We start from the raw sequence: 23278 nt of genomic DNA, 5'->3' as shown, positions 1-23278 counted from the left end.
CGATGGCTTGCGCGATCGTAGACGGCCGCGCCAGCGCAAAGAACGGACGCCGGAGATCACAACAACCTCCGGCGCCCGAGTGGCCGCTCCAGGATTTCCACCCTTCCGGCCGGCTTCGGCAGGATGTGCATTCGCGCGCGCACGAAGTCTCCAATTCGGGGGTCGCATGTGGCCGACACCATCGGCAAGGCGGCAAGATGGTGGTCCGCACCACGTGAGCCTGCGCGTTGGCTGCCAATGAAATGTAAAGCCGCCCAGCGTCTGCAATTGTCGGCAGTGGCAACACTATCTGTCGCGCCAGTCGCCAGTAGCATTTGGCCTAATCGCAGCCGTTCCCTTTCGCGCGGAAGTCTACCGTGACGTCATTGTCCTGCGTGGTGGCATCCTTTTCCAATCTTCCCTCTCCCGGAACAACTGACGTTCAAGCGGGTTCTAGCCTGGGAAGTCATTGGAGGTAGCTACCATGAACATCGTCGGGCAACAGGTCTTATCCGATGCAGGCGGCATAAAGACGGTCGAATGGGTCGCTGAAGGCGGCGACGTGATTTCGGTCCGTCTTCAAAGCTCGACGGACAATCTCAGCGTTGACGACGCCGTGACAAAGGCGAAAGCCTTGATGGTGCAAGTGGCTACCTTCGGTGAGGTCGAGAACGACGACGCCGATGAAGTCGACGCTACCGGTTCGCCTGCCGTTCAATCATTGCGAAGTGCTCGTAGCGCCAAGGATACCGGCACCTTGGAAGAGCAGCTCGTCGAAGGCTTGAAGAACTCATTTCCCGCCAGCGATCCACCGTCTGCCACTGGCAGCACCATCCCCGCAGGACGGGCGCAACCCGATACGGACGCCTGACGCCGAGCAATCGGTCACAACGAGATCGAACGGCTGTCCCTTTCCAAGGATTTCAAGCGGGGCGGCTGCCGCCGTTGCCTCGATATGACAAGAAAGACCCCAGATCCGAAACGGGTAGAATCCAGGCCCTTCCGTCTGAGCGTTCGATCCGCCTATCAGATCCTTCTTGCCGCGGGACTTCTCACACCAGGTCGTTGAGCTTCGATGAAGCCAGGTCATAGGACTCGAACAGAGCAACGAGCTTTTGATCTCTGGTTTCGCGAAGCTGTTGGCGGTACGTGGTAGCGCCATCGCCAATCAAACCCATGCTGCTTCCTCACTGGCGTTGATCGGACAACCGCGCCTATCGCGAGCTGGCTACAATCGGCTTCGGAAGAACGATGGCGACCGTCTGATCTCCGTCGCTCAAGGTAGCGCCGACAAGCAGGTACGCAACGATTACCATCATGGACAAAAGCATCAGTGCGATGGGGAGGCCTGTCGTGAATTTTTTCTCTGACGCTCGGTAAAGATGTCGTTCATGCACTGGTAAGTCCTCCCGCAATCGAGCAACGGCACCAAAGCTGGTTCCATGCGGCCAAGGAATGCTCGGGCGCCGTTGCCCACCAAGACAAGACAGCTACGCGTTGCTGCCACGCGGCTTGGAAAAAAGCTGCTTTGATGCAGCGTCGAGCTAGTTGATAACCTGAACGACCTTGCGAGTTCCTGGGTCTACCAGCACCGTTCGGTTGTCAACGACGACATATCTGTAGGTAATGTCCGGTGCATCAATCGTGTGCAGCTCGACCGTTTCTGGGAGCACCGAGCCGACATTTAGCTCCACGCCTGGAAGATTGATGGAAGCAATCGGCTTTTTCTTCACATATTCGCGAACGACTGTTTCCTGTTCTGGCGTGATCACCACCGTTTGAGACAGGGCGACGGCAGAAGTACCCACCAAGAACATCCCTGCAAGGGCGGTGCTGACAAGCTTTTTCATCTTCTTCTCCAATCTTGTGTTTAGCTGTTCCACTCGCGATGCGGGGAACCTCTGACCAACCTTGCTGGGGATCTTTCGTTCCCGAAATCAATGATGTTCGACCTTCGTCTGGCAGCGCTTCCGACCATTGTCTGATGGCCCTCGCGGAAGGCTGCCGCTGCTAGTGCCGTGTTTCAGGCCAAGCTAAGTCCCACGAACCTTCCAATCGACTGAAGGTAGGGGACGATCTCCAACTTGAGTTGGCTCGCGATTACTGTATTTCTCGCCGATACGGCTGGGTTCTTCGATCCTGGCTTGCTGCTCGTCGGCATCGCCAATTACGTACATGTCGTGGCCAACGGCGCTGATGCCGCACCCAACCTCGATCACGTCGACGACTGCCGTCATTTAGACATATCAGGTCCTCGTTTGACCTAGGCGAGACGCGGCCAGGTCGCCGGGCGCAAAGTGCTCTTAAGAAATTTGGGGCAGGGGAAAAAGCAATGGCCCCGCCGTCAGGTGGGGCCAAGCAGGATGGTACTCAACGGGCTCCAAGGTTTGGGACTTGAAGACTTGGAGCCCGGCCTCGTGTTGCGCAGCGGAGAGTGGCGCTGGCGATACAGGAACGTACGGGCGCAGATAACGTTCCGCCGAGTGACTCAAAAGTATTTCTATGCATCCGATCGATATCGATCGCGGTCGGAATTCTGCTCGAGCCACATGGCGCTATCGAATAGCGCTGCCTCATCGTTCACGCCGTCGCGGAATTGATTGGTAAGGTGCCGGGCTAGCCGTTCCGCGCGTTTCCCATAGCGTGGAATGCTACACCAGAGACACACCCGGTCGAATGTCCGCTGTAGCATGTCGAGTTCGTCAGGGCTGATGTGGATGGTTGGGTCTGCTGCAACCCTGTGCGTTGAGACTTCTGGGTTGTTTCCAAGGAGGAACGCGCCCAGTGCTTCCGGTCTCTTGTCAGATGCGGTCATGTACTTCAGGGCGCCGCTTTCTCGGATGCCTCTCTGGTAGTAACCGAGAAGGCGTCTTGCTATGACTTCAGCTGCCTCACAATTCCGCGGCAACCCGCGCTCCTGCAGGATGTCTTGGAAGACCTGGTCGATCTTATTCAGTTCGTGAGGGAGAAGCGCCATTTGCCTGGTCGTGGAAGACATCGCGCGACCTCCTGTTGGGGCGAAAGCGCGGACTATCTTCCAGCCGCCGAGGCCCGTATTAACAGCTCGGCGATGGCAGCAGTATGCGCCGATGTTGCCCGAATGCAACGCCGTCAGTGGGGCTGCTCTATTGGAAAGGCCTCGTCACGGCAATGACGGGGAAGGCGGAACCCTCTCGCTCCTCGCAGCGGTTGAGTGCGATCTAATGCAATCCGAAGAAAGACAGTATCGCGATGACGACTACGACAAGGCCCACAAGGTAGATCAACTGATTCATGACGTTCTCCTTTGGGATGTCTAACCAGTGAAAAGTCATTCCGTTCCAGACCGAATTGGCGAAACGCTGTGCGGCGGTACTTTGGACCGAAGGGTTGTCGCGGCATTTTGATAATCGCAGGCAGGTCGCCGCCTATGCGGGCTTGGCGCCGATGCCATGCCAGACCAGGGCGACCGACCGGGAACAAGGGGTGTCGAAAGCCGGCAATCCACGACTGCGATGGTTCTTTCACGGTGTCCCGTCCCACGGAGGCCGTCACAAGAAGATCGGACGTCCCAGTCCTCACCCGGACCCTTTTTGTCCGATGGCTCTCGTGCGGCGCCTGACATGTCTTCGGAAACCCACCGCCGGATTTGTGCTCGTTTCACCGCTGCTCTTGCGGTCACTTCGCGAAGGACGTGAAAGCACGAGCCGCCATCCGCAGCGGCGTGCCCTGGGCGGCGCGCCACGCGAAGGTTGAGCGTTCATCCGGGAGAACGTGCCTCACTCGCCTTCTTTGCTTCGTCCAAAACTCCTTTTACACCGTCGATTGCCCCCTCTGCCGCGGCATCGGCCGTGGCCGCGAGTTGATCGCGAACTCGGTCCGCAGTCTCGCCGACCACCTCATCCTCCAGTGCGGTCGCAGGCAGTGCGGCGCCAATCGCGGCGCCGATGGCAAACGCAAGCGCACCTCCAACCAGCGGCTGGTCGCGAAAGTTGCTTAGAATGGCCGCGTTCAACTGCGCTCCGCGGGCATGTGCCGCCTGGCCAACATCGCGAGCGCCGTCTGCCACTGACCGGCCGGTACCAGCAATGGTATCGGAAAGTCCGCTTGCCGCGCCCTTCATTTCTCGCCACGTTGCCGATGCCCAGCCAGACGCTTCATCGAACAAATTTCCCCTCTCGTCACGAATATCAGTGATCGCTCGCCCGGCGGTGTCGGCAAAGCCACGATAGACGGTACCGGTCGGATCGACGAAATGTCCGGCTCGACGGCCGGCGGTATCGGTACGGGCGCGGAAGCGACTGCCATTGTCGTCTGCGAAGTGGCTGTAGCGCTCGCCAAAATTTGCCTCGACCGGCCCAACGCGCCGTAAAGTGCCACTGACAGACGCGAGTGGATAATTGTCTGCACCATTGTCTGGGGGTAGAGTTTGAGGTGCGCGCGACGCAGGATCCGCCAGCAACCATGCAAGGCCGACACCCGTCAGGGCCACTGGAATTGGATTGGCTTTCATCGCACCGCCGAGGTTCTTGAGAAATTCAGCTCCGCCGCTGCGCCGCACGTAATCCAGAAATTCATCCATCAACTCACCGGGCGACATCCGCTCCTGGATGGCGTGAAGCGTCTCTTCGATCCTCTGTCGGTCGGCGTCGATCTCCCGCTCTAACTCGGCAGGCGAATGCGTATCGGTGGTCATCGTACTGTCTCCTTGGCTACCTCGAGATCACGCTGGAGGGACGCCGTTGTCTTGTCGAAGCGCATGGTGCGGTTCGACAGTTTGGCAAGGCTGCGCGAGATCATTGCCCATGCGAGTAAAGCGACGAGGACGCCGACGATTACGGCTGACAAGGCGTCGGCGTTTGCCTCCTGCATGCCCTGGCCGACGAGGAACGCGCTGAGACCCTGCACCACGGCGCTCAAAAGCACGCCAATGGCGGCGATGGCGAAAATGAGCCCCACAAGAAGCGTCTCGAGACTGCCGATAGCGCGATCCAGATTTTCTCCTGCCTCGGCCTTTGCAAGATCGATTTCTTTCCGGAAAAGCCCGGATATGTCAGTGACCAAGACTGTCATGAGTTCCGAAAGAGGGCGGTCATCGCGGGGGTTAAGCATCTCGCAACTCCTTCTCAAAGTCCCAATCACCGTCCCTGGCGCGCGCGGGAGGAGCGTTCGGCCGTGCCCTTTCCGGATTGGTGTGGGATCGCTGTGTTGAGGCCGAAAGGAAACGGCTCGCTGCTAGCCCTGCTATTGCCGCCATGCCGAGGAAGGCGAGAGGCTGCTTTCGCCCGAAATCTTCTGCCATCGCGGCAATTTCGCCGAGCTCTCGATCTTCACAATCGTGCGCCAGCCGTCCGATCGAGCTCCCAATTTGCTGGGTGTAGCGCCCAAGCGCTGGTTGCTCTGATTGGCGAAGTTCGGACCCGACCTTTTCCATGGCGCCTGCCAGGCCGCGTAGTTGGCGCGCCAGTGCATTCTTCTCGTGCTCCACGGCGCGCGCCGCGGCTTCTTTAGCCTGACTGGTCTGATCATCACGGCGCGGACTTTCGCCGCCCCGGCCTTCGCTCTGCCAATCGGCGGAATTATCGCCAAGACTCTCCGCGTCCCGGTTATTTTCGTCGGGCAGTAAAAATCTTTGTTGTTGCTGGGGTGTGCGATCTCTTGGGTCGTCGATCATCTGCGCCTCCTCTTCAATCGGGCAGGAGCACCAAGTCATTGTGCCTCAAACCAGCAAGTCTGAACCTTGTTCCTTGGACGGGCCGAACGGTGAATTACCGACGAAGCTTGATCACGGCTTTGGAAAACCTCAGGCTGGTGGTGAGTGAGCCGCTGCGCTTTCAACGCTTCATGGTTCATGCACAGGGAGATGGCATGGTGAAGCGTTCACCTCACCTGCGACCGAATCGAACGCAAACGCTGGGCTAATTGTCTCGGGGTTGCATGAGATCCATGCCGAACGATAACAGTCTGGCCGCCCGCTTGGACGTGACCGGCGCCAATCTTCGGGCAGCGATGGACCTCATCCTGCACCGCCTCGCCCATGGTCAAGACGTCTTGCCACTACAGCCAGGGGCGACGCGATCGGAAACTTCCCAATCCCGTAGCCAGCCCACTGATGTCTGTATGTTTAGGTACAAGGCCAACGAGCCTCAGCCTTAGGACTAGATGTCCCACTGACAACTGGGCGCCGCCATTAAGGGGACATCCAGCGAGCTCTCAGGGAAATGTTCACTTCAAGGGGCACGCCGATACTATTCTCCCGGCGGCGGCATTGCGATTTAGCGCAGCTTTGCGACCTTAGCCTCGGCAATGGCCTCCAGGAATGCGTCTCGCGCTTGTTCCCATGGGTAGGTGCCTAGCATTGCGTCCGTGCATTTGTTGAGGGCATCCAAATAGGCGACTCCGTAATCGATCGGCCAACTCTCACTAAGCAGCGTGGCTGCGCGGCCGGGTGTCCATACTATTTGCACCCCGTCCAGATCCGGAAGCTGGATGATCACGCATTCGTTCCAACTTTCGATCATCGCCGGCTCCCTTTCTCTTTGAACATAACTCCGGGTTGCGGCCATCGTTCCGCTCCGCTTGCTGCGCTGTCTGCACCGCAGTCACGCTTACTGCTTCGGTGGCCGATCATTCTCATCCGGGTTCGGATTGGGAACCTCGTCCGGAAGGATGTCGGGCTCTGGTTCCTCGATCGGTGGACACGGCACGTCCGGCGGCATTCCTGGCGGGAATTTAGGGTCAGGGGGCCTCGGGATCGGTTCAGTCGGCATCGTATTCATACTGGGCTCCTCTTCATGAGGCAAACCGATAGCTGGCTGTGTTTGTTCCGGGAGTTGGTTGTGTCGATAGGCACGTTGGACTTTTGCGCGGGGTGCCTCAGTCCATCCGGGAATTACGCCCGCATGCCAATCGCGCTTCATCACGGCCCTTGATCAGCAGTCGCTTTTTTGCCTCCTACCCTTGAGAAGCCAGGCTGGTTCTGATGCCGGCCTCGGCGAACCGTGTCAGCTGCATCTGGGTTGCGTCCTCTGTATAAAGAACGTGAACGGCTCCACCGTTTTCCGTGAGCTTCTTGGCCTCCTCGTAAGCCTCGTCAAACCCAACCGGAACTGCATCGCCAAGCGTTGAAGGGTCGTCCTGCTTCAATACGTAAAACGTGGCGTTTCTAATATCCCGCGTCATTGGTAGACTCCTTCAGTCAACAATAGACAGCGCACGGGATTGTTCCGCATCCACTGCCTGACTGGGCCGTGGCCCGCTTCGACATGTGGACGGGAACGAACGGGCTATCCCCTCGTTATGCCCAAGGACAGAGGATCGGGCGATGTTACTTCGGACGAATGCATCATCATTCAGTTGCCCGCGCTCGACGGGTGCAGATCGTTTGGACACCGGTGTTCAAGCGGCGCATTTGCTCAGCGACTGTTGGCCGGTGGATCACGGAATTGCGTACGCGGAGGCGCTCGACGAATGCACCGATGCAAATGCTGGGCGTCTGTCCTTCGGATCTTGCGATGACGCGTTGAAGTTTTGCGTTCCCTGATATTTGAGGTGAGACCATGTCTCGAGCATATCGAAACAAAGCCAGCCGTGCGGTCCTGCTGGATGCGGCCTTGGCGGCACTCGCGATCGATCGCTGCGATGGTGGCCCTGCTCTGAACTCTGACAGCGAGTTGCAAGTCGTTGCGGAAGGCGGACGCATGAGGGTGCTGGCCGTATGCGTGGGAATACCCGAGGATCGACCTGGCAAAACGGTCCGGACGGGAATCCACAAGCAACCTATCAACTTCGCTATGTCAGTGACCGCTGAGGGCCTTGAAGACGACGCCGTTTGCAACCGCAAGCATCATGGCGGCCCCGAGCAGGCGCTGTGCGTGGAGGGAAACATAACCCGTCTTTGGTGGGAAGGCCTATTGAACAAAGCCATCCCGCCGGGGTTTTTCGGAGAAAATCTATGCATCGAAGGGCTGGATAACCGGATTGTCGCGCTTGGCGACCATTTCTCCATTGGAAACGTCGTGCTGGAAGCGACAGCGCCAAGAATGCCGTGTCGTACCTTGTGTGAGTGGCTAGGTGACCCTGCCTTCGCCAAGAGATATCTGACAGCCGCCCGCCCCGGATTTTACTGTCGGGTCATAGAAAGCGGCCGCATCGCTGCCGGGTCGTCATTGAAATATGAGCCATTCGAAGGAGATCGGATCTTGCTGTCTGAGATGATGAAGCATCACGGCAAGAGGGCGTCTCCTGATCTCATCCATCGCTACCTGACCGTGCCGGTACATGCCAAGGTGCGTGCTTCACTCGCCCAAGGCTCCATCAAATCGTGAGGAAAGACGCGGATTCGTAAGCCGATGGTGAGGTCTGACGGCCTGCCTTTGCGCTTTCTTGAGTGCGAGCTACCTGACGACGGGCTCTAAACCACACGCCACCGCAAAGAAGCCGGCCTTTATTCCGCCTGTTTCTTCATCCTCTTTTAAGGAATACATTCCTTTTGCGGAGACTTGCCCATGGCGACCGGCGCATCCCAACGTTTGCACGACGGGGTTGCCGCCGTCGAGACGATGACGCGGTTTGCCGTAGCAGTGCTGGCCCTGGCGTCAGGCGTGTACACCTACCTCGGCGTCCGCAGCATCCTCGATGGCTCGCCGACCGCGGTGTTCTTTGCTGCGATCATCTACTCGGCTTCCGTTTCAGTCGGCATCTACGCGTTCTGGTCCTATATGGCCCGCTTTTATCCGCATATCACCACCCATACGGGTCGCGCCTCCATGCTCGGCGTCATGGCCCTAGGCGCGGCCATGATCGTCGCTATGTCCAGCTGGCTGAATGCGGCGGCACTCGCCGGTTCTGCCGCACTCGAGCAGCATCTTGCAGAAACCGTCGAGGACTATACCGCCGACCTTGACCAGGCGCACCAAAACGCGCTGGCCGCCCAGAGCCTTCTGCCCGACATCCAGCGCGCATCCGAACGGTTCGCTCAGCTTGCCCTTTCTGAACGGCAATCAGGCGCTCTCACCGGCACGACAGGCTCTGGAAGCGTCGTGCAGCTGCTGTCTCAAATGTCAGCGCAGATGAAAGATCTTGAGAGCGGAATCAACGCTTCGCGCGAACAAGTAACCACCTTGTTCAATCAGGGACAAAAGCGGCTGGGGATCATGCGCACCCTGGTGTCGGCACCCGGCGCAATCGAGCCGCGCGCCGATCAATTTTCCTCAGAAGTCGTAGCGCTCACGGGCGTCATAGCCTCGCTCGGCCAGACGTCGATCGCCCCTTCGATCCGCCGCGCGGCCGACGATCTTTCTCTCGGCTTTATTGCTCCTGTTGCCGACGGTGGCGATGCAGACCTTGTCGACCGTCAGGACAGGGTAATGGCAACGGTACGTGCTTCGGTCGCCGCCCAGTCAAAGGTTCTTTCCGACGCCGCCGACGAAATCCTTGCGCGCACACCGGTGACGGAACGCAGGTTTGTGCCGCTATCTTCCGCAGAAGCTGTGCTGCGTTACGCCGCAGACTTTATTCCCGCCTGGGCCGGCGCCATCTCCATCGATCTGCTGCCCGGCGTCTTGGTCTTCATTCTCGCCGTCGCCCATGGTGCAATCCGCAAACAGGAGGAAAGCATGCCCTTTGCGGAGCGCATCACGGCAGCCGAACTTTTGCAGGCTTTGGAAGTGCAGCGCGCCTTGACGAAAAACGGGATAAACCTCGAAGAGGCTGTTGCAGAGCTGGAACCAGAGAAAAGACCGGAGGAGCAAAACAACATCACCAGTCTCGATCCACGAACTCGTCCAAAGGATCGATCGAATGAGGATCGATGAACCGATCAGGGTGCTGAAGCGCCTGGACGATGGCGCGTTGATGCGGGGCACCTTCCTGCTGCTGCTGGCGTTGACGGTAATTTTTCTCCTTATCGACGTTCGCGAAATCGCGACGAAGACGCAGCTGCCAGCCTTCGATCCATCCCACACGCCACCCTTCTTGCCACCTGCGGGAACCAATGTGGATCCGAACAGGCCTACGGCAACTCCGGCAAGCCCGATCGAAGATTTAGCGAAGGCCATGACATTCGATCTTGGCCCAGGCGGCTCCTTGCTTGCGGAGGGGACGCTCGACTTAGGCGCAGCTTTGCGATTTGCCCGCGAGATCCAACAACGCGGTGAATATGTCGAAACCGTTGAGCTCAATTCCCCGGGCGGTTCGGTCGACGACGCGTTGGCGATCTCCAAGCTGATCAGAGACAAGAGACTTCGCACCAAGGTGGCATCGAGAGCGCTGTGCGCATCCTCCTGCCCGATTATCCTATCAGGCGGTGTCGAGCGCCTTGTGGAATCTGACGCGGTAGTTGGTGTGCACCAGCTATTCAGCGGCACCAATGACCGGCCGACTGCAGAGGAAGCCATGTCTGCAGCCCAGTCTGCCACTGCCCGGGTCGCGCGCCATCTCGACACAATGGGAATTTCTGCGGGCCTTTGGTTCCACGCTTTGGAAACCCCGCCGGATCATCTCTACTATTTGACGGCGCAGGAGATGGCCGATTTCCGGCTCACGACGAAGGCTACGGTTAGCGCCAAGAAAAAGAACTAAGTTTTCGCTGCGGATCCGAGAGGGCGTTCGATCCCGCAGAGAGCGGCGGCAACGACGGGAGCCCTCGTCCAGTCTTCCCCGGTCAAACCGCATTGCCTCCCCGAAGTAATAATGTTTCAGCGTCTTCGGTGCGGCTGAGAAGCGCGATGGTGGAACAACGGTCATCCTCCTCGGTTGAAAGGAACCAAAGGAGGACTACGCCATGATGGATCAGACACGCGATGACAGTGTTGAAGCATCGCAGTTGACCGACACGACACGGGAAGGAACTGATCGCGAGACGGCGGGCAGCACTAACGTCCAATCCTACCATCTCACTCGCGCGGCGCAGCTAGAGGCTTTGCGGACAGACGTAATCCGGCTTCGCACAGAACTCGCCACCATCGCAGCCGGAAGTTCGCGATTGGCCGTGTTAGAGGCAAATGTCGCCATCCAAGCGGTAGAAAACAAGGTCAGACGCCACTTCGTTCCCGCTCTCGTTATGGCTGGTGTTGTGGGATACGTCTGGACCGCGTTCGTGCGGCCCCGCTGAGCCTTCAGGATCACGCCGCACAGGCGAAAAACGGTTTCCTGCGCATCCATTCTGCGTGGCAGCCGTTAGAAAGGAAAACTGGGGGGAACTTTGCCGATGGCCTTAAAGTCAACCGATCGTCAAGTCGTCGTCAGCTTTTGTGCGATCGCGGTGCTCTCGCTCTGGCTGCTCCGCTTAAAGGGCGCACTCTGAGCGCGAGACAAGGCGAAACGCTGTATCCCCCAGGCGACGATATTGACCAAGGTCGCGGCCGCAACGCCAATGTACCCGAGGAAATACCTCCCAAGGGGCTCTATGATGTGCTTTGGCGCGTCATAAACGAAGTCTCCAACGACCGGGTCGCATTCGTTGCAGCTGGCGTCACGTTTTATCTACTTCTTGCCCTGTTTCCAGCACTGGGCGCGATCGTGGCCCTTTATGGACTGCTCGCCGATCCTGTCGATATAGCGGAGCATTTGAGAACGCTCGCTTATGTCCTCCCCCCGGGGGCATTCGACATTGTCGCGACCCAGGTTCGCGCGCTCGTCCAAATGCGTGACGCGACCTTGAGTCTTGCCTTTTTCATCAGCTTCGCCGTTACCCTTTGGAGTGCCCGAAGCGGTACGCTCGCGATTTTCGACGCGATGAATGTTGCCTACCAGGAAGTCGAGAAGCGTGGGTTTCTCAGGCTCAATCTCATTGCCATCATTTTTACCCTTTGCGCGATGATCGCCCTCATCATGATGATCGGCATCACCGCAGCGATACCCACAATCCTTGGCGTTGCGTTGCTCGATCCGGCGAACGAAACCATAGTCCTCCTCATTGGCTGGTCACTCGTGGTCGTCGCCGCATTGACAGGGGCGGTGGTCGTTTACCGTGTCGGTCCCAGTCGCCAGCCGGCAAAGCTCCGTTGGTTGACGTGGGGATCGATCTTCGCAACATCCGCGTGGATTGTGATGTCTCTGATCTATGCCTGGTACCTCAATAATCTTGCTGACTACGCTGCCAGCTATGGTGCGTTAGGCGGCCTCGTCGGCTTCCTCATATGGCTCTGGTTGTCCGTGACCCTGCTTCTCGTTGGTGCCGAGCTCAATGCTGAACTTGAGCATCAAACTGCAAAGGACTCGACCACCGGCAGGCCGCTTCCCATGGGCCTTCGTGGAGCGCATATGGCCGATACCATCGGCAAAGCGGCGAGATGAAGGTTTCTCCGCACCACGAGAGCCTCCGTCGCTTTGAGGAGCGGTCGGAAAGCTCGGACGGCAAGAGTGCTGATGAAAAGCAAATTGACTGACCAGAACTCGGCCAGTCGCCTCTGCTAGCACTTTGTAAGTGCCTGCCAAATGGCAGGCGCATCGTGCCAGCGCGTCTGGTTGCTACTTCAGTGTCCGGCCGTGCCGCCCGGCCCGGCACGAGAAATCCAAAAGTAGCTGCTGCTTGGAACGAAAAGCGCAGACGAAGCTTCTTCTACGGCATTCATTCACAAAGGAGAGTTAGCATGAACTCGCTTGCCGAACTGTTCGAACACACGCTTCAGGACGTCTATTACGCCGAAAACGCTATTACCAGGGCTCTTCCCAATGTCGCCAAGGCGGCCAAGAGCCCGGAGTTGAAAAAGGCGGCTGAGGAGCATCTTTCGGAAACGAAGGATCAGATCAAGAAGCTCGATCAGGTATTCAAATCCATCGGAAAGAAGCCCGCCGGCGAAAAGTGCGACGCCATTGAGGGACTAATCAAGGAAGCCGATGGTCTCATAAACGAGGCGAAAGGGACCGCGCTGGACGCGGGCCTTCTGGCTGCATGCCAGGCCGTGGAACACTATGAAATCGCCCGTTATGGGTCACTTCGCGAGTGGGCGAAAGATCTTGGACACGACGAAGCGCACACGCTCCTTTCTGAGATCCTCGACCAGGAAAAAGCAACGAACAATAAACTTACCAACCTTGCAGTCACCTCCATCAATAAGGCATCGACGACCCGCAAGGCAGCCTGATTGACGGGCCGGGACTGAGCGTGGAATTTGCCATGCGCCCGGCATTCAGCCGGGCGCACTAGTGCAGGAATGAGTCAAAGTCAAGCTCACTAATGTCGGACTTGGGAAGCTGCCGAGATCAGATCCTCACGTATTGAGTCCAGCCTCTAGGACTTGAGTGAAGCTCCAGCGTGCGATGCCTCCTCGGTCGATCAGGAACTGACCGACAAGCTGCCCTTGGCTGGAGGCCATCGCCTGCTGATCGGGTTCCGCAATCTCAACCGCCCGAGCGCACTTCCGAAATCAATCCCAAAAGGCAATTCTGAGCCAGCCGAGCGTTGGCTGCCCACCGGCCCTGCCACCGAGACCATGTTTGCCATCCGCCTCGTTTCGTGGCGGCCTTCTCGCAGCCGGATTCTGTCCGCGTGCTTGGAACTAATGACGGGCAAGACTGTTTCAGCTGTGACTTTGGCATGACGCTGACGTGCCCTCCTGGCTGGGTAAGCCTCGATTTTGAGGAGACTCGCATCATGAAGATTTCGTCCAGATTTCGTTCAGTCGCGGCTGCGGTTATCGCTGCGGCGGGAATCAGCTTTGCCGGCTCCGCGCATGCCGACAGCGGTACGATCAGCTTCTCGGTCTACAAAGCTGCCTTCTTTGTGGGTGGCTCTGGAGGCGAGGGCACGCTGACCTTCCATGGTCGCCGCTATCCCATCTCTGTCGGCGGCATCTCGGGCGGCCTCGCCTTCGGGGCTTCTAAGACCTATTTCCATGGTAATGTTCGCCACATTCGCCGCGCCCGAGATGTGACGGGGGTCTACGGTGCGGCGGGTGGTGGCGGCGCGCTCGGAAAAGGGGCCCAGGTGATCGTCATGACCAATGACAAGGGCGCCCAACTCGAGCTCTCAGGCAAGCAGGTAGGCCTGCAAGTCAACGCCGATCTCAGCGGTATTGCCATCACGGTAAAGTAAGGGCCGTCGCTCCGTTCGTCGTCCATGCGGTCGGTCCACTGCTCTGAATGCCAAGGTCGGCTTTCAGAGCCACCAGCTAGGAAGCGGCCGAGCGCCGACCTTCATCCCTCGCCTTGAAGGGATACGAACCGGCGGGCGGATGGGAAAACTGGGTCGGAATATGACATTGCTGACGTCGACGGCTCGGAGTTGCTTCCTTCGCAGCGCCAAAGTTTGCGAAGAAATTCATCCAGACCCGAGCTTGATCAATCGGTTCCCTGTCCTTGGAGATTCTCTGGTGGGGGCCTGTAGCTCAATGGTTAGGGCCGTCGGCTCATGGCCGACTGGTTGCAGGTTCGAGTCCTGCCAGGCCCACCATACAACTTCTCCTTTTGTTCTAAGACGTTCCCTGCATATTCTCGCCTTTCCAAGAAAGACGGATCAGCCGCCAAACTGTGCGAGAAAGCCTTTGCTAGCTAATTTTCCTCGAAGGGCTTGATGTCTTGAGTATTTAAGCCACAGATGAAATGTCTGTGAAGTCGAACGCTCAGACGCCCGGCCCTTCCTCTTGTCGTCTAAGAGGAAGGGCTTTTTGCTTTCTTTCAAGGCGAAATGCTGTGGGACGGCTCGGGGAGGTATCTCGGGATTGCTTCTGTTGAGTTTCCCGATTTTCCGTCTTAAAACTGATGGCGCAAAAGCCGAGCCTACTCTGTTTCCCGTTCGCCTCAACGAGGAACCGACGATGCAAACGATATTCGCATCCCGCCTGCCAACCCGTGTAAATGCCCTCGGTCCCGCGCCAAGCGAAGTCCGTCAAGCTGGCGCCATTTGCTATCGCAGGGCGCGTGGAGCAGATGGATATGACGTGCTGCTGATTTCGGGGAAGAGCAGCGGGCGCTGGGGCATTCCGAAGGGTCACGTGGAAACTGGAGAAACGAGCAAGGACGCAGCTGCTCGTGAGGCATTTGAAGAGGCGGGAGTAATCGGAGTTTCCACTGAACATTCAGTGGGCGGGTTTACGTATTGCAAGGATAGCAGCGCTTTAGTTTACCGGGTTCGCGTACACCTGATTGCCGTGCGCTCGCTCGCCTCTGACTACCCGGAAAGGGGTGTCCGCTCGAACCGATGGGTGCCGGCTCCAATCGCCGCATACGAAGTGGGAGAGCCCGGACTTCGGCAGCTCCTTGTCCGCATACTGGGATAACTGGACACTTCGCACTCTAGGAGCGCTAGGCTCGCTAATTTTCCAGTCGATACATTATGCGACTTTGCAAGCACAGAACGTGAACATCCTCGCAACGCGCGAGCGTGCACTCAACCGTCGCACGATCCCCGGCAGTGTCACAATGCGGTTTCGTGACTCGCTCCGCTGACAGCGGACTTCGATTTGCCCCCGGACTTCAACGCCCCGCTGAGAAGGATGGAAATGAGTATAAGCGGGATACAAACGGCATATGCCGCCCTCATGCCCCACGCTTCACCAACGAAACCAAGGAGCGGCGGTGCCAGAAAGAACACCACGAACGCCATTTGGCTGACAGCAGCCACGTTGATTGCCGAGGGTCTGTCGGTCCTTTGGGCTGCCGCAGACACCGCCATCGGATAGACGGCGCTGCAACCACCACCCATCAAAGCGAAACCAGCCAGGGCGGCGTATTCATGTGGGGTGAGCCAGACCAAAGCCAGGCCGATCACAGAAGTGATCAAGAGGACGCGTGCAACCGGCCCTGCTCCGAACCGGTCGACAACGGGGTCGATGGTCAAGCGTGTGACTGCCATGAAGAGTGCGAACAACGTCAGTCCGGATCCCCCGATGAAGGGAGTTGAACCGAAAACGTCCCGCATATAGATCGCTGACCAATCGAGCCCCGCGCCCTCTACAAGGAACGCTGCGATGCCGATGATGCACAGCGGCATGAGCGCGAGCGTTGGGAAAGCAACGAAGGGCGCCTTCGCGTCTTCGGTGACGGCAAGGCTTGGCGAATTCACCATGCCCTTCACGGTGAGCATGGCCAGAATGCTGACGATCACAGCTACGAACAGCATATGCGACCACATCGGAATTCCCGCCTGTCGGATAAACGACGCGGTGACGGCGGTCACGAAGAAACCGACACTCCAAAAACCGTGTGATCGGTTCATGATGCTGAAGCCCTTCACCGCCTCGATACGCCCTATCTCCACGTTCAAAGTCAGTTCAAGGGATCCCGCAAGCAGGCCGGTCAGAAACAGGCACCCGAAGACAAATTCCGCGCTGGGTAGAATAGGGGTGAGAGCGAGCAGGAACGCGATACCAGGTATCGCAATGGAAAGCGCCCGCTTGCTACCAAGACGCTCGATGATGGGGGCAGACGTCGAAAGCGACACAAGAGACCCAACGGCCAATCCGATCAGCGTCATACCGAGCTGGGCTTTGTCGACTCCCAGCCTGGTCTGGAGATCCGGGATCCGGGCCATGAAGGCGCCGGTTGATGTGGCGAGCAGAAAGAACGCCAGATAGGGTCTTTGATGTGTTGCAAGCATCTGATGCTGGTCCCTTGTATTGAGCGTGTTGACGAGTGAGCCGAGCGCCCAGCTTGACCTCGGACGGATCACCAATGACCACGATCGACGCGAAATTTGCTGCGCTATCAAACAGGTTTGGCGAGACCTTTCTTTTTCAGGGAGCTCGCTGGGCCGAACTCGCCATCAACGCCGTGGCCCAGCTTTATCGTGCGTCATCTTGCGTCACTTAGATGAAGAGTGAGAAGGGGACAACAAAAGCGGTTTAAATGACACTCAAATCTACAAGGAACCAGGAGGAACAAGTGGTGTTTACCCGACTTCTCAAACCCGCCAATTTTCATGTCGTCTCTGCTGCGGTCCTGGTCGGCATTATCTTCCTATCATCAGGCCCAATCTGGTCGTTCTTGGAAAAAGCTGGCCAAGTCCGTGAAGGCGCTGCATTGGTTCAACGCGACTCGTTGGTGGCCCTCGTTTCTTTGTTGAAATAGGCGGGGCCACTTGGCCATTGAGAGAACCAAGGCGTACCCCAGCCTCCCTCGGTCACCCTTCCCACCTAGCAGTCCGGTGTCCGAAGTCTCGACGGTTTCGTGAGATGGAGGGGATTTAGCAGGTCGTTCTTGACGCTCGCTGGCAATGCCTGCGTCGCCTCAAGTACCTCGCTTATAGTCCGGCCGGTTTCCAGAACCTCCTTCGCGATCTGCGCGGATCGCTCGTACCCGAGAAGTGATACAAGTGCGGTCGCAAGTGCAGTGCCAGCTTCAAGATTCTGCCGGCAACGCTCAATGTTGGCGGTGATGCCGACAACGCATTTGTCGGTGAGCGTCTCGCACGCGTTCGTCAACAACTTCATTGACTGCAAAAGGTTGAAAACAATCACCGGCTCCATCGCATTCAGTTGCAATTGTCCCGCTTCAGCTGCCAGCGTTACAACAAGGTCCGCGCCGATGACCTGGAATGCAACCTGGTTCACGACCTCCGGAATAACAGGGTTCACTTTTCCGGGCATGATTGACGAGCCTGGCTGCATCGCAGGAAGATTAATCTCACCAAGGCCGCCACGCGGGCCGCTGGAAAGCAGCCGCAGATCATTCGAGATCTTGGACAGTTTTACTGCTGTCCTTTTCAAGGTTCCGGAGAAATGCACGAAGGCGCCGGTATCCCAACAGGCCTCGACAAGATCCGACGCCCGCCGCAGCTCGATCCCGGTCATGCTCGAGAGCTCTTCTGTTGCAATCGCCGCATAGGCGGGATCAGCCGTGATACCTGTCCCAATTGCGGTACCACCAAGATTTATCTCCTTAAGGAGATGAGCGGCCTCGTCCAGTCGAAGGACATCTTCTCGCAGGGTCACGGCAAAAGCCATGAACTCTTGTCCGAGCGTCATCGGGACAGCGTCCTGGAGTTGGGTTCTTCCAAGCTTGACGATGTCCCTGAACTCTAGCGCCTTCGCTTCGAATGCGGAGGCCAGTCGTTCAATCGCGGCCGATAGCTCCCGGTAGCTGAAGAGCAACGCCAGTCTTATCGCCGTTGGGTAGACGTCATTCGTCGATTGCGCGAGGTTCACATCATTGTTGGGATGAATGACATCGAAGCGTCCCCGAGGGAGGCCAAGATGCTCGAGCGCCCGATTTGCGATAACCTCGTTGACGTTCATGTTCGTGGAAGTTCCGGCTCCGCCCTGAAACACATCCACGGGAAACTGGTCGAGCAATTGGCCGTTTGCTATGTCGTCGCAGGCCTTTTCTATCGCGAGCGCCTTTGCAGGCGAAAGGTCGCCAAGCCGGAGATTGGCGAAGGCGGCCGCCTTCTTTGTCAACGCGAGGGCGCGGATGAACAACGGATAATCGCTGACCGGGATTCCCGAAATCTGAAAATTCGCAATCGCGCGAGCGGTCTGTGCGCTGTAGTAGGCGTCCGACGGGAGCTCGATTTCGCCGAGCGTGTCTCGTTCGCTGCGTGTCTTGCAAGGGAACATGGGCGGAGTGTCTGACATGCTAGTCCTCTGGTGTTCCGTGATCGCCGTCCGGGCGTGAACGCCACGGTCTTCGGGCGCGCCCATTCGACCCTGTCCGTTTCGAGCACGATTTGAAGGCTATCCGTCGGCAGGGCGGCTTTATACTTCGCGAGGCAAAAACACCTGACGCAAGGTGACGCAAATGGCGCGCCGCATGGATGCCTGCGACTTCGCGAACCCAGCCGACGTTTTGAACGCCTAAGATCCCAACACGCGTGTCGAACGATCTTGCACCACCGAGGCGGCGCCAGCGGACAGGACGGCTTTCGATGAGATCTAGTTCAATGCCGCGTGCTGCCTCACACGGTTTGCGGCATCCGACAAACGATCTGCCGAAACTGTACCCGCCCGTGCCGCAGCCGCGATCCCCTCACACAGCTCGCCAAGATGCGGCCCGCCAGAGACAAGCAAGAGGTCCGCCCCGGCATTCAGCGATGCGACCGCCGTCGCCACCAGCGATCTGCCGCGCATGGTGGCAGGGGCATCGAGATCATCACTTACGACGAGCCCCTGAAACCCGAATTGCTGCCGCAACAGGGCAATGACGGCGGGCGATGTGCTGGCCGCATTCTCAGCATCGACCGCGACAACAGGGGCCGGCCCCGTCATGACCGCCCTGGTTCCGGCCTCGATGGCTGCCTGAAACGGCAGCGCATTGCGCAGGATCCGCTCAAGGGGGGTGTGCAAGGCGACATCGACGAGCGCCGGGTCAGCAACCAGGTTGTCGTATCCGGGAAAGTGCTTGGTAACGGCAGAAACGCCTGCCTTTTGGACACCCGTCACGAACGCCTTGACCAGCTTGGCGACCGTGGCGGGGTCGGTCCCCATCTGCCGGTTGCGCAGCCAGGGATTTTGCCTGCCCGCAACATCGGCAATCGGCGCGAGAAACATCGTTACACCAAGTTCGCGAGCGGCACTGGCCGTTCGAAAACACCGATCAGCCAGATCTTGATGAGAAAGCGCGATGGCCTCTGCCAAGGCTGGAAGAGGAGGAACGAGACCCTGCAACCTTTGGATTCCGCCCATCTCCTCGTCGACAGCAACGATGAGCTTCGGGCACTTCGCGAGTAGCCTTTCTATTGCCGAGCGAAGGATGCTCGCCGTTTCAGTGGAAAGCCGCGTCTCGGACATCGTGCGAGCCACATATTCGTCGCGCGTTTCTCCGATCAAAAGCGAGTGTCCGCCCTGGTCCAGAAACGGTCCCATGACGTCAGCGAAATCGAGACTGTCAAACGCAGGCAGCAATACGGCCCTGGCGTCCTGGTCCAGCGAGTAGTTCATTGATTTTCTCCTTGAATGAAGCCTTGTCAGACCGTCTCCACATTCACGCCCATCTCGCGGATTCGCTCTAAAAAAGAACTGTCCTCGCTCGTGGTGAAGAGTTGCGAGACTACGGAGATCGGCGCCACCTCGTGGGTCGCCACCTGCCCGAGCTTGTCAGATGATGCCAGAACCAAGGTCTTGTTCGACGCCTTGATCATCGCCTTCTTGAAGAACGCGTCTTCAAGGTCGTCCGCGCGCAATATCAAGTCATCGTCGATGCCGCAGGTTCCGAGCACACAGAAATCGACCTTGAGCCCACGGACAGCCTCGATTGCGCTGGCTCCGGTCGCACTGCGTGTGAATTTGCTTAGCCGTCCCCCAAGCAGAGTAACCTCCGCAAGCGGATGATCGAGCGCGGCGCCGGCGACGTCTACCGAACTGGTGAAGATGCGAACGGACAGCGTCGGCGGAAGTTGGCGGATGAAATGCACAACGGTCGTGCTTGTATCGACGAGCAAGGTTGCGCCTTCAGGGATTGCCGCTGCCGCAGCGCGGCCAATACGCTGCTTCTCTTCGGTCCCCAGTGTTTCACGACGATGAAAATCGAGTGCCGGTGTCACCAGCCGCACCGCTCCTCCGTGGAAGCGTTGCACCAAACCTGCGTCGACAAGCTCGCGCAGGTCGCGTCGGATGGAATCTTCCGAGACGTTGAATTCCTGCGCCAGGTCGACCGCGACGACGCGCCCCGAGGCGTTGACCTTTTCCAGGATGATGGCCTGACGTTCCACTGGCGAAAGGGTTGTCGGTTCCTCCATCCCGGCACTCATTCCGCAATCCCCTCGAGCGGCGCGAGAATGCCAAGGGTCGACAACCTGCGTTCGAGCGCGGCGGCTGTCTGGAAATGCTCGGTCTGGAATCCGAGCCTTGAGGCTGCGGCGATGTTGGCGAGATTGTCATCGATGAAAATGCAATCCTGCGCGCGCACGTTGGCACGCTCCAAAAACAAGTCGAAAATTGCCGCGTCCGGCTTGATGAGCCGCTCCCGTCCGGAAACCACGAGAACGTCGAAGTCGCCGAGAAACGGAAAAATCGCCTGGGCCCTCGGAAAAGTCTCAGCCGACCAATTGGAAATTGCATGAACAGGCACGCCTGCGGACTTGAGCCGCGCAAGAACCTGCGAGGTTCCTTCTACCTCCCCGCCGAGCATCTCGTGCCATCTGCTCCAGTACGCCTCGATCAGCTCGGAATGTTCCGGAAAGCGCGCGGAGCGTTCAGCAATACCTTCGGCAAAAAGCGTCCCCGCGTCGAACTGCGCATTCCAGGAGGAGGTGCAGACCTCTGCCAAAAATCTGGCAACGCTTCCTTCGTCTGGAAGGAGCTTGCGATAGAGGTAGGCGGGATTCCAGTCGATCAACACGCCACCTATGTCGAATACCACGTTGGTTGGGGTCACTTCCTTACCTTTCTGCATAAACACGAGAATCAATATGCACGAACACGCATAATTACGCAATATCACGCACAAACAATTGCGCATTTAGGCATCTACTGAAGATCAGCGAGTATCGGCACCGGCGACCGATGCCTCGCGGAATGCGCACAGCGCTCGATCTGTCAGGGCGGCACAGCGGCAGATGTGGCTAAATGACACGATCGGTTTTGCAGGCGCCATCTGGTGCCTGCGCCGGGATGCGGGATGAGTACGCCTATCACCGCCCCGTGATTTGCCATGCGCAACGGGGGCGAGGCTTCCATGCGTCGACCCAGTAGCACCGGGAGGGCGACGCCAACACGGCAGTTCGTCATGGCTTCAGCGGCCGGACCGCCGCCGAAACACAAAGACTTCGCAGGCGCCCGAGGTCGCCCGAATTCAGGCGCGCAAGAAGTCTGCCGCCCGCTCGCCAATCATGATGCAAACCGAGTTCGGGTTCCCGGATATCAGCGTTGGCATGATGGATGCGTCTGCAACACGCAGGCCTTCCACGCCATGGACCTTGAGCTCAGGGTCGACGACAGCCATCTCGTCCCTGCCCATCCGACACGTTCCCGATGGATGCAGCGCCGCATGCGCATCTTGCCGGCAAAACGTCTTGATCTCTTCACGTGTCTTCATTCGCGACGCCGGGGTATGCCGTGCCGCTACGTATTTTGCGATCGACGGCTGCGACATGATATCGATCGCGGCCATCGTCCCGTCAGTGATCGCCTCCAGATCATATGGATCCGAGAAATAGCGTGGCGCGACGCGCGGATTTGACAAAGGGTCAGCGCTGACGAGCGTTACTTCGCCTCTGGACCTCGGCCTTATCTGCCCGAGGTTCACGGTACAGCCGTTACCGCCCGGAACAGCGTCAACACCTTCTTCGATGCCTGCGCCGACGACCATGAAGTACTGGATATCTGGAACCGCTTCGTTCCGGTTTCCCCACCAGAACGCCCCTCCCTCGATGAGGTTGGAGGAAGCCGGGCCGTTTCGAAACAGCGCATAGTTCAAACCAGCCGCCGCCTTCCAATGCAGCTTCTTGTATTTGTCGTAGCTGTGCGGTCCGTTGAGCTGATAGACGAGCGAAATCTCGATGTGGTCCTGCAGGTTTTGCCCGACACCCGGCAGGTTCACCTGCACATCAATGCCCTGGCACCGAATCTGATCGGCTGGCCCGATGCCCGACAACATGAGCAGTTTTGGCGTGGCAATCGCACCGGCCGACAGGATGACCTCGTGCCTCGCCCTGTGCGTGACCTTGTGCTTGCCGCGCATGCACTCGACGCCGACCGCCCTTCCCTTTTCGATGATGACGCGCGTCACCGTCGTGCCTGTTTCGACGCGCAAGTTGCGGCGGTTGCGGGCAGGTTTCAGATAGGCGACCGCCGCCGAACTCCTGCGGCCATCCTGAGCGGTTATTTGGTAGAGGCCGCAGCCTGTCTGGTCCCCGGAATTGAAGTCCGGATTGTACGGGAGGCCGGCCTGCTGGCACGCCTGCAGCCAGGCACGCGTCAACGGATGGATATAGTCCACATCCGATACGCCAAGCGGACCGCCGACGCCGTGCGCCTCGTTGCAGAACCGATTGTTGTTTTCCGCCCGCTTGAAATAGGGCAGGACATCGGAATATGCCCAGCCATCCGCTCCCATACGAACCCATTGGTCGTAGTCCGACGGCACGCCCCTGATGTAGATCATGGCGTTGACGGAGCTTCCGCCGCCCAGCACCCTTGCCTGCACCATGGTCGGGTTGGCATTCCGCCCTTGCTCGGGCAGCGGCTCCCATGGGATTCGCTTCAGAAGTGAGCCCTGAGCCGTCTTGTAGTAGGCGCCTGGAATATGGATGTAGGGATTGAGGTCTCTAGGACCTTCCTCCAAAAGCAAGACGTTGACGCTCGGATCCTCGGATAAGCGGGAGGCAATGACGCATCCCGTCGATCCCCCTCCAACCACGATATAGTCGTAGGTGAAGAGCTCGTCTGGCGCTGGCGGCAATATTCCCAAGCGCGCTGACACCCAATCGGAAAACGACATCAGG

General features: G+C 58.4%; 27 protein-coding genes, 1 tRNA gene and 2 pseudogenes. 14 read left to right on the top strand and 16 right to left on the bottom strand.

Features of this window, described 5'->3' with window-relative positions; translation table 11 throughout:
* Positions 1-463: 463 nt before the first annotated feature.
* Positions 464-850, top strand: coding sequence for a hypothetical protein (locus PWG15_RS33785; RefSeq protein WP_275027827.1), 387 nt, complete (start codon positions 464-466; stop codon positions 848-850).
* Between the two features lie 181 nt (positions 851-1031).
* Here PWG15_RS33785 and PWG15_RS33780 read toward each other — a convergent pair whose 3' ends face one another.
* The 4 genes from PWG15_RS33780 to PWG15_RS33765 form a co-directional block, all read right to left on the bottom strand.
* Entirely contained in the window at positions 1032-1157 is a 126-nt protein-coding gene (locus PWG15_RS33780) for a hypothetical protein (RefSeq protein ID WP_275027826.1), read from the bottom strand.
* A 366-nt stretch (positions 1158-1523) separates the two neighbouring features.
* On the bottom strand, positions 1524-1829 hold the full coding sequence (locus PWG15_RS33775; protein ID WP_275027825.1) for a DUF1236 domain-containing protein: 306 nt from the start codon (positions 1827-1829) through the stop codon (positions 1524-1526).
* A gap of 183 nt (positions 1830-2012) precedes the next feature.
* Positions 2013-2216 carry a Y4lK-related protein gene (locus PWG15_RS33770; protein ID WP_275027824.1) on the bottom strand — a complete coding sequence of 68 codons (204 nt, stop codon included), beginning with the start codon at positions 2214-2216 and terminating at the stop codon, positions 2013-2015.
* Positions 2217-2479: 263 nt separating this feature from the next.
* A complete protein-coding gene (locus tag PWG15_RS33765) occupies positions 2480-2977 on the bottom strand; it encodes a hypothetical protein (protein ID WP_275027823.1) in 498 nt (165 codons plus the stop codon).
* Positions 2978-3324: 347 nt separating this feature from the next.
* Here PWG15_RS33765 and PWG15_RS33760 point away from each other — a divergent pair.
* A pseudogene (locus PWG15_RS33760) lies at positions 3325-3474 on the top strand (transposase); the annotation flags it as partial.
* Positions 3475-3718: 244 nt separating this feature from the next.
* Here the strand turns inward: PWG15_RS33760 and PWG15_RS33755 are convergent.
* The 5 genes from PWG15_RS33755 to PWG15_RS33730 all read right to left on the bottom strand — a co-directional run bounded on the left by PWG15_RS33755 (position 3719) and on the right by PWG15_RS33730 (position 7140).
* Positions 3719-4654, bottom strand: a complete 936-nt coding sequence (locus tag PWG15_RS33755; protein ID WP_275027822.1) for a DUF3618 domain-containing protein — start codon at positions 4652-4654, stop codon at positions 3719-3721.
* Positions 4651-5070 carry a phage holin family protein gene (locus tag PWG15_RS33750; protein ID WP_275027821.1) on the bottom strand — a complete coding sequence of 140 codons (420 nt, stop codon included), beginning with the start codon at positions 5068-5070 and terminating at the stop codon, positions 4651-4653. Before PWG15_RS33750 ends, PWG15_RS33755 begins: the two co-directional genes overlap by 4 nt.
* Positions 5063-5632, bottom strand: coding sequence for a nutrient deprivation-induced protein (locus tag PWG15_RS33745; protein ID WP_275027819.1), 570 nt, complete (start codon positions 5630-5632; stop codon positions 5063-5065). Before PWG15_RS33745 ends, PWG15_RS33750 begins: the two co-directional genes overlap by 8 nt.
* A 601-nt stretch (positions 5633-6233) precedes the next feature.
* Positions 6234-6479 (bottom strand): DUF982 domain-containing protein, encoded by a 246-nt coding sequence (locus PWG15_RS33740; protein ID WP_275027818.1) that lies wholly within the window; start codon positions 6477-6479, stop codon positions 6234-6236.
* A 433-nt stretch (positions 6480-6912) separates the two neighbouring features.
* Complete coding sequence (locus tag PWG15_RS33730) at positions 6913-7140, bottom strand: hypothetical protein (protein ID WP_275027817.1); 228 nt, start codon at positions 7138-7140, stop codon at positions 6913-6915.
* Between the two features lie 142 nt (positions 7141-7282).
* Here PWG15_RS33730 and PWG15_RS33725 point away from each other — a divergent pair, with 142 nt between their 5' ends.
* The 7 genes from PWG15_RS33725 to PWG15_RS33695 all read left to right on the top strand — a co-directional run bounded on the left by PWG15_RS33725 (position 7283) and on the right by PWG15_RS33695 (position 13046).
* Complete coding sequence (locus PWG15_RS33725) at positions 7283-7501, top strand: DUF982 domain-containing protein (RefSeq protein WP_275027816.1); 219 nt, start codon at positions 7283-7285, stop codon at positions 7499-7501.
* A 70-nt stretch (positions 7502-7571) separates the two neighbouring features.
* On the top strand, positions 7572-8285 hold the full coding sequence (locus tag PWG15_RS33720) for an MOSC domain-containing protein (protein ID WP_275027815.1): 714 nt from the start codon (positions 7572-7574) through the stop codon (positions 8283-8285).
* Positions 8286-8465: 180 nt separating this feature from the next.
* Positions 8466-9773: a hypothetical protein gene (locus PWG15_RS33715; protein ID WP_275027814.1), complete on the top strand. Its 1308-nt coding sequence runs from the start codon at positions 8466-8468 to the stop codon at positions 9771-9773.
* Positions 9760-10539, top strand: coding sequence for a COG3904 family protein (locus PWG15_RS33710; RefSeq protein WP_275027813.1), 780 nt, complete (start codon positions 9760-9762; stop codon positions 10537-10539). The genes PWG15_RS33715 and PWG15_RS33710 overlap by 14 nt, the downstream gene beginning before the upstream one ends.
* A 202-nt stretch (positions 10540-10741) precedes the next feature.
* Positions 10742-11071: a hypothetical protein gene (locus PWG15_RS33705; protein ID WP_275027811.1), complete on the top strand. Its 330-nt coding sequence runs from the start codon at positions 10742-10744 to the stop codon at positions 11069-11071.
* A gap of 299 nt (positions 11072-11370) precedes the next feature.
* On the top strand, positions 11371-12255 hold the full coding sequence (locus PWG15_RS33700) for a YihY/virulence factor BrkB family protein (protein WP_275027810.1): 885 nt from the start codon (positions 11371-11373) through the stop codon (positions 12253-12255).
* Between the two features lie 296 nt (positions 12256-12551).
* Positions 12552-13046 carry a ferritin-like domain-containing protein gene (locus PWG15_RS33695; RefSeq protein ID WP_275027809.1) on the top strand — a complete coding sequence of 165 codons (495 nt, stop codon included), beginning with the start codon at positions 12552-12554 and terminating at the stop codon, positions 13044-13046.
* An 89-nt stretch (positions 13047-13135) separates the two neighbouring features.
* Here the strand turns inward: PWG15_RS33695 and PWG15_RS33690 are convergent.
* Positions 13136-13304 (bottom strand): annotated as a pseudogene (locus PWG15_RS33690) (AhpC/TSA family protein); the annotation flags it as partial.
* Positions 13305-13555: 251 nt separating this feature from the next.
* On the opposite strand from PWG15_RS33690, the gene PWG15_RS33685 reads away from it, so the two are divergent.
* From PWG15_RS33685 to PWG15_RS33675, 3 genes are all read left to right on the top strand, one after another.
* A complete protein-coding gene (locus tag PWG15_RS33685) occupies positions 13556-13996 on the top strand; it encodes a lipid-binding SYLF domain-containing protein (RefSeq protein ID WP_275027808.1) in 441 nt (146 codons plus the stop codon).
* A 281-nt stretch (positions 13997-14277) separates the two neighbouring features.
* Positions 14278-14353: transfer RNA gene (locus PWG15_RS33680), tRNA-Ile, on the top strand.
* A gap of 364 nt (positions 14354-14717) precedes the next feature.
* A complete protein-coding gene (locus tag PWG15_RS33675) occupies positions 14718-15179 on the top strand; it encodes an NUDIX hydrolase (protein WP_275027972.1) in 462 nt (153 codons plus the stop codon).
* 137 nt (positions 15180-15316) lie between these two features.
* Here the strand turns inward: PWG15_RS33675 and PWG15_RS33670 are convergent, their stop codons facing one another.
* Positions 15317-16498, bottom strand: coding sequence for an MFS transporter (locus tag PWG15_RS33670; protein WP_275027807.1), 1182 nt, complete (start codon positions 16496-16498; stop codon positions 15317-15319).
* A gap of 74 nt (positions 16499-16572) precedes the next feature.
* Between PWG15_RS33670 and PWG15_RS33665 the strand changes: the two genes are divergently transcribed.
* Positions 16573-16710, top strand: a complete 138-nt coding sequence (locus tag PWG15_RS33665) for a hypothetical protein (RefSeq protein ID WP_275027806.1) — start codon at positions 16573-16575, stop codon at positions 16708-16710.
* Positions 16711-16746: 36 nt separating this feature from the next.
* Positions 16747-16968: a hypothetical protein gene (locus tag PWG15_RS33660; protein WP_275027805.1), complete on the top strand. Its 222-nt coding sequence runs from the start codon at positions 16747-16749 to the stop codon at positions 16966-16968.
* 65 nt (positions 16969-17033) lie between these two features.
* On the opposite strand, the gene PWG15_RS33655 is transcribed toward PWG15_RS33660, so the two are convergent.
* From PWG15_RS33655 to PWG15_RS33635, 5 genes are all read right to left on the bottom strand, one after another.
* Complete coding sequence (locus PWG15_RS33655; RefSeq protein ID WP_275027804.1) at positions 17034-18473, bottom strand: aspartate ammonia-lyase; 1440 nt, start codon at positions 18471-18473, stop codon at positions 17034-17036.
* A 297-nt stretch (positions 18474-18770) separates the two neighbouring features.
* A complete protein-coding gene (locus PWG15_RS33650) occupies positions 18771-19664 on the bottom strand; it encodes a glycoside hydrolase family 3 N-terminal domain-containing protein (RefSeq protein WP_275027803.1) in 894 nt (297 codons plus the stop codon).
* Positions 19665-19801: 137 nt separating this feature from the next.
* Positions 19802-20584, bottom strand: coding sequence for a DeoR/GlpR family DNA-binding transcription regulator (locus tag PWG15_RS33645; protein WP_275027802.1), 783 nt, complete (start codon positions 20582-20584; stop codon positions 19802-19804).
* Complete coding sequence (locus PWG15_RS33640; protein ID WP_275027801.1) at positions 20581-21210, bottom strand: HAD family hydrolase; 630 nt, start codon at positions 21208-21210, stop codon at positions 20581-20583. The genes PWG15_RS33645 and PWG15_RS33640 overlap by 4 nt, the downstream gene beginning before the upstream one ends.
* A 417-nt stretch (positions 21211-21627) precedes the next feature.
* Entirely contained in the window at positions 21628-23274 is a 1647-nt protein-coding gene (locus PWG15_RS33635; RefSeq protein WP_275027800.1) for a GMC family oxidoreductase, read from the bottom strand.
* Positions 23275-23278: the final 4 nt, after the last annotated feature.

Origin of the sequence: Ensifer adhaerens (assembly GCF_028993555.1) — a bacterium.
GTDB lineage: Bacteria > Pseudomonadota > Alphaproteobacteria > Rhizobiales > Rhizobiaceae > Ensifer > Ensifer adhaerens_I.
This window is presented reverse-complemented; position numbering and strand designations above follow the sequence as displayed.

Coding starts and splice junctions, on each gene's coding strand:
- PWG15_RS33750 (WP_275027821.1), bottom strand. CDS start 5,070: ATGCTTAACCCCCGCGATGACCGCCCTCTTTCGGAACTCATGACAGTC.
- PWG15_RS33710 (WP_275027813.1), top strand. CDS start 9,760: ATGAGGATCGATGAACCGATCAGGGTGCTGAAGCGCCTGGACGATGGC.
- PWG15_RS33730 (WP_275027817.1), bottom strand. CDS start 7,140: ATGACGCGGGATATTAGAAACGCCACGTTTTACGTATTGAAGCAGGAC.
- PWG15_RS33725 (WP_275027816.1), top strand. CDS start 7,283: ATGTTACTTCGGACGAATGCATCATCATTCAGTTGCCCGCGCTCGACG.
- PWG15_RS33775 (WP_275027825.1), bottom strand. CDS start 1,829: ATGAAAAAGCTTGTCAGCACCGCCCTTGCAGGGATGTTCTTGGTGGGT.
- PWG15_RS33780 (WP_275027826.1), bottom strand. CDS start 1,157: ATGGGTTTGATTGGCGATGGCGCTACCACGTACCGCCAACAGCTTCGC.
- PWG15_RS33715 (WP_275027814.1), top strand. CDS start 8,466: ATGGCGACCGGCGCATCCCAACGTTTGCACGACGGGGTTGCCGCCGTC.
- PWG15_RS33685 (WP_275027808.1), top strand. CDS start 13,556: ATGAAGATTTCGTCCAGATTTCGTTCAGTCGCGGCTGCGGTTATCGCT.
- PWG15_RS33765 (WP_275027823.1), bottom strand. CDS start 2,977: ATGTCTTCCACGACCAGGCAAATGGCGCTTCTCCCTCACGAACTGAAT.
- PWG15_RS33655 (WP_275027804.1), bottom strand. CDS start 18,473: ATGTCAGACACTCCGCCCATGTTCCCTTGCAAGACACGCAGCGAACGA.
- PWG15_RS33705 (WP_275027811.1), top strand. CDS start 10,742: ATGATGGATCAGACACGCGATGACAGTGTTGAAGCATCGCAGTTGACC.
- PWG15_RS33785 (WP_275027827.1), top strand. CDS start 464: ATGAACATCGTCGGGCAACAGGTCTTATCCGATGCAGGCGGCATAAAG.
- PWG15_RS33635 (WP_275027800.1), bottom strand. CDS start 23,274: ATGTCGTTTTCCGATTGGGTGTCAGCGCGCTTGGGAATATTGCCGCCA.
- PWG15_RS33755 (WP_275027822.1), bottom strand. CDS start 4,654: ATGACCACCGATACGCATTCGCCTGCCGAGTTAGAGCGGGAGATCGAC.
- PWG15_RS33745 (WP_275027819.1), bottom strand. CDS start 5,632: ATGATCGACGACCCAAGAGATCGCACACCCCAGCAACAACAAAGATTT.
- PWG15_RS33670 (WP_275027807.1), bottom strand. CDS start 16,498: ATGCTTGCAACACATCAAAGACCCTATCTGGCGTTCTTTCTGCTCGCC.
- PWG15_RS33770 (WP_275027824.1), bottom strand. CDS start 2,216: ATGACGGCAGTCGTCGACGTGATCGAGGTTGGGTGCGGCATCAGCGCC.
- PWG15_RS33675 (WP_275027972.1), top strand. CDS start 14,718: ATGCAAACGATATTCGCATCCCGCCTGCCAACCCGTGTAAATGCCCTC.
- PWG15_RS33660 (WP_275027805.1), top strand. CDS start 16,747: ATGACACTCAAATCTACAAGGAACCAGGAGGAACAAGTGGTGTTTACC.
- PWG15_RS33665 (WP_275027806.1), top strand. CDS start 16,573: ATGACCACGATCGACGCGAAATTTGCTGCGCTATCAAACAGGTTTGGC.
- PWG15_RS33645 (WP_275027802.1), bottom strand. CDS start 20,584: ATGAGTGCCGGGATGGAGGAACCGACAACCCTTTCGCCAGTGGAACGT.
- PWG15_RS33740 (WP_275027818.1), bottom strand. CDS start 6,479: ATGATCGAAAGTTGGAACGAATGCGTGATCATCCAGCTTCCGGATCTG.
- PWG15_RS33695 (WP_275027809.1), top strand. CDS start 12,552: ATGAACTCGCTTGCCGAACTGTTCGAACACACGCTTCAGGACGTCTAT.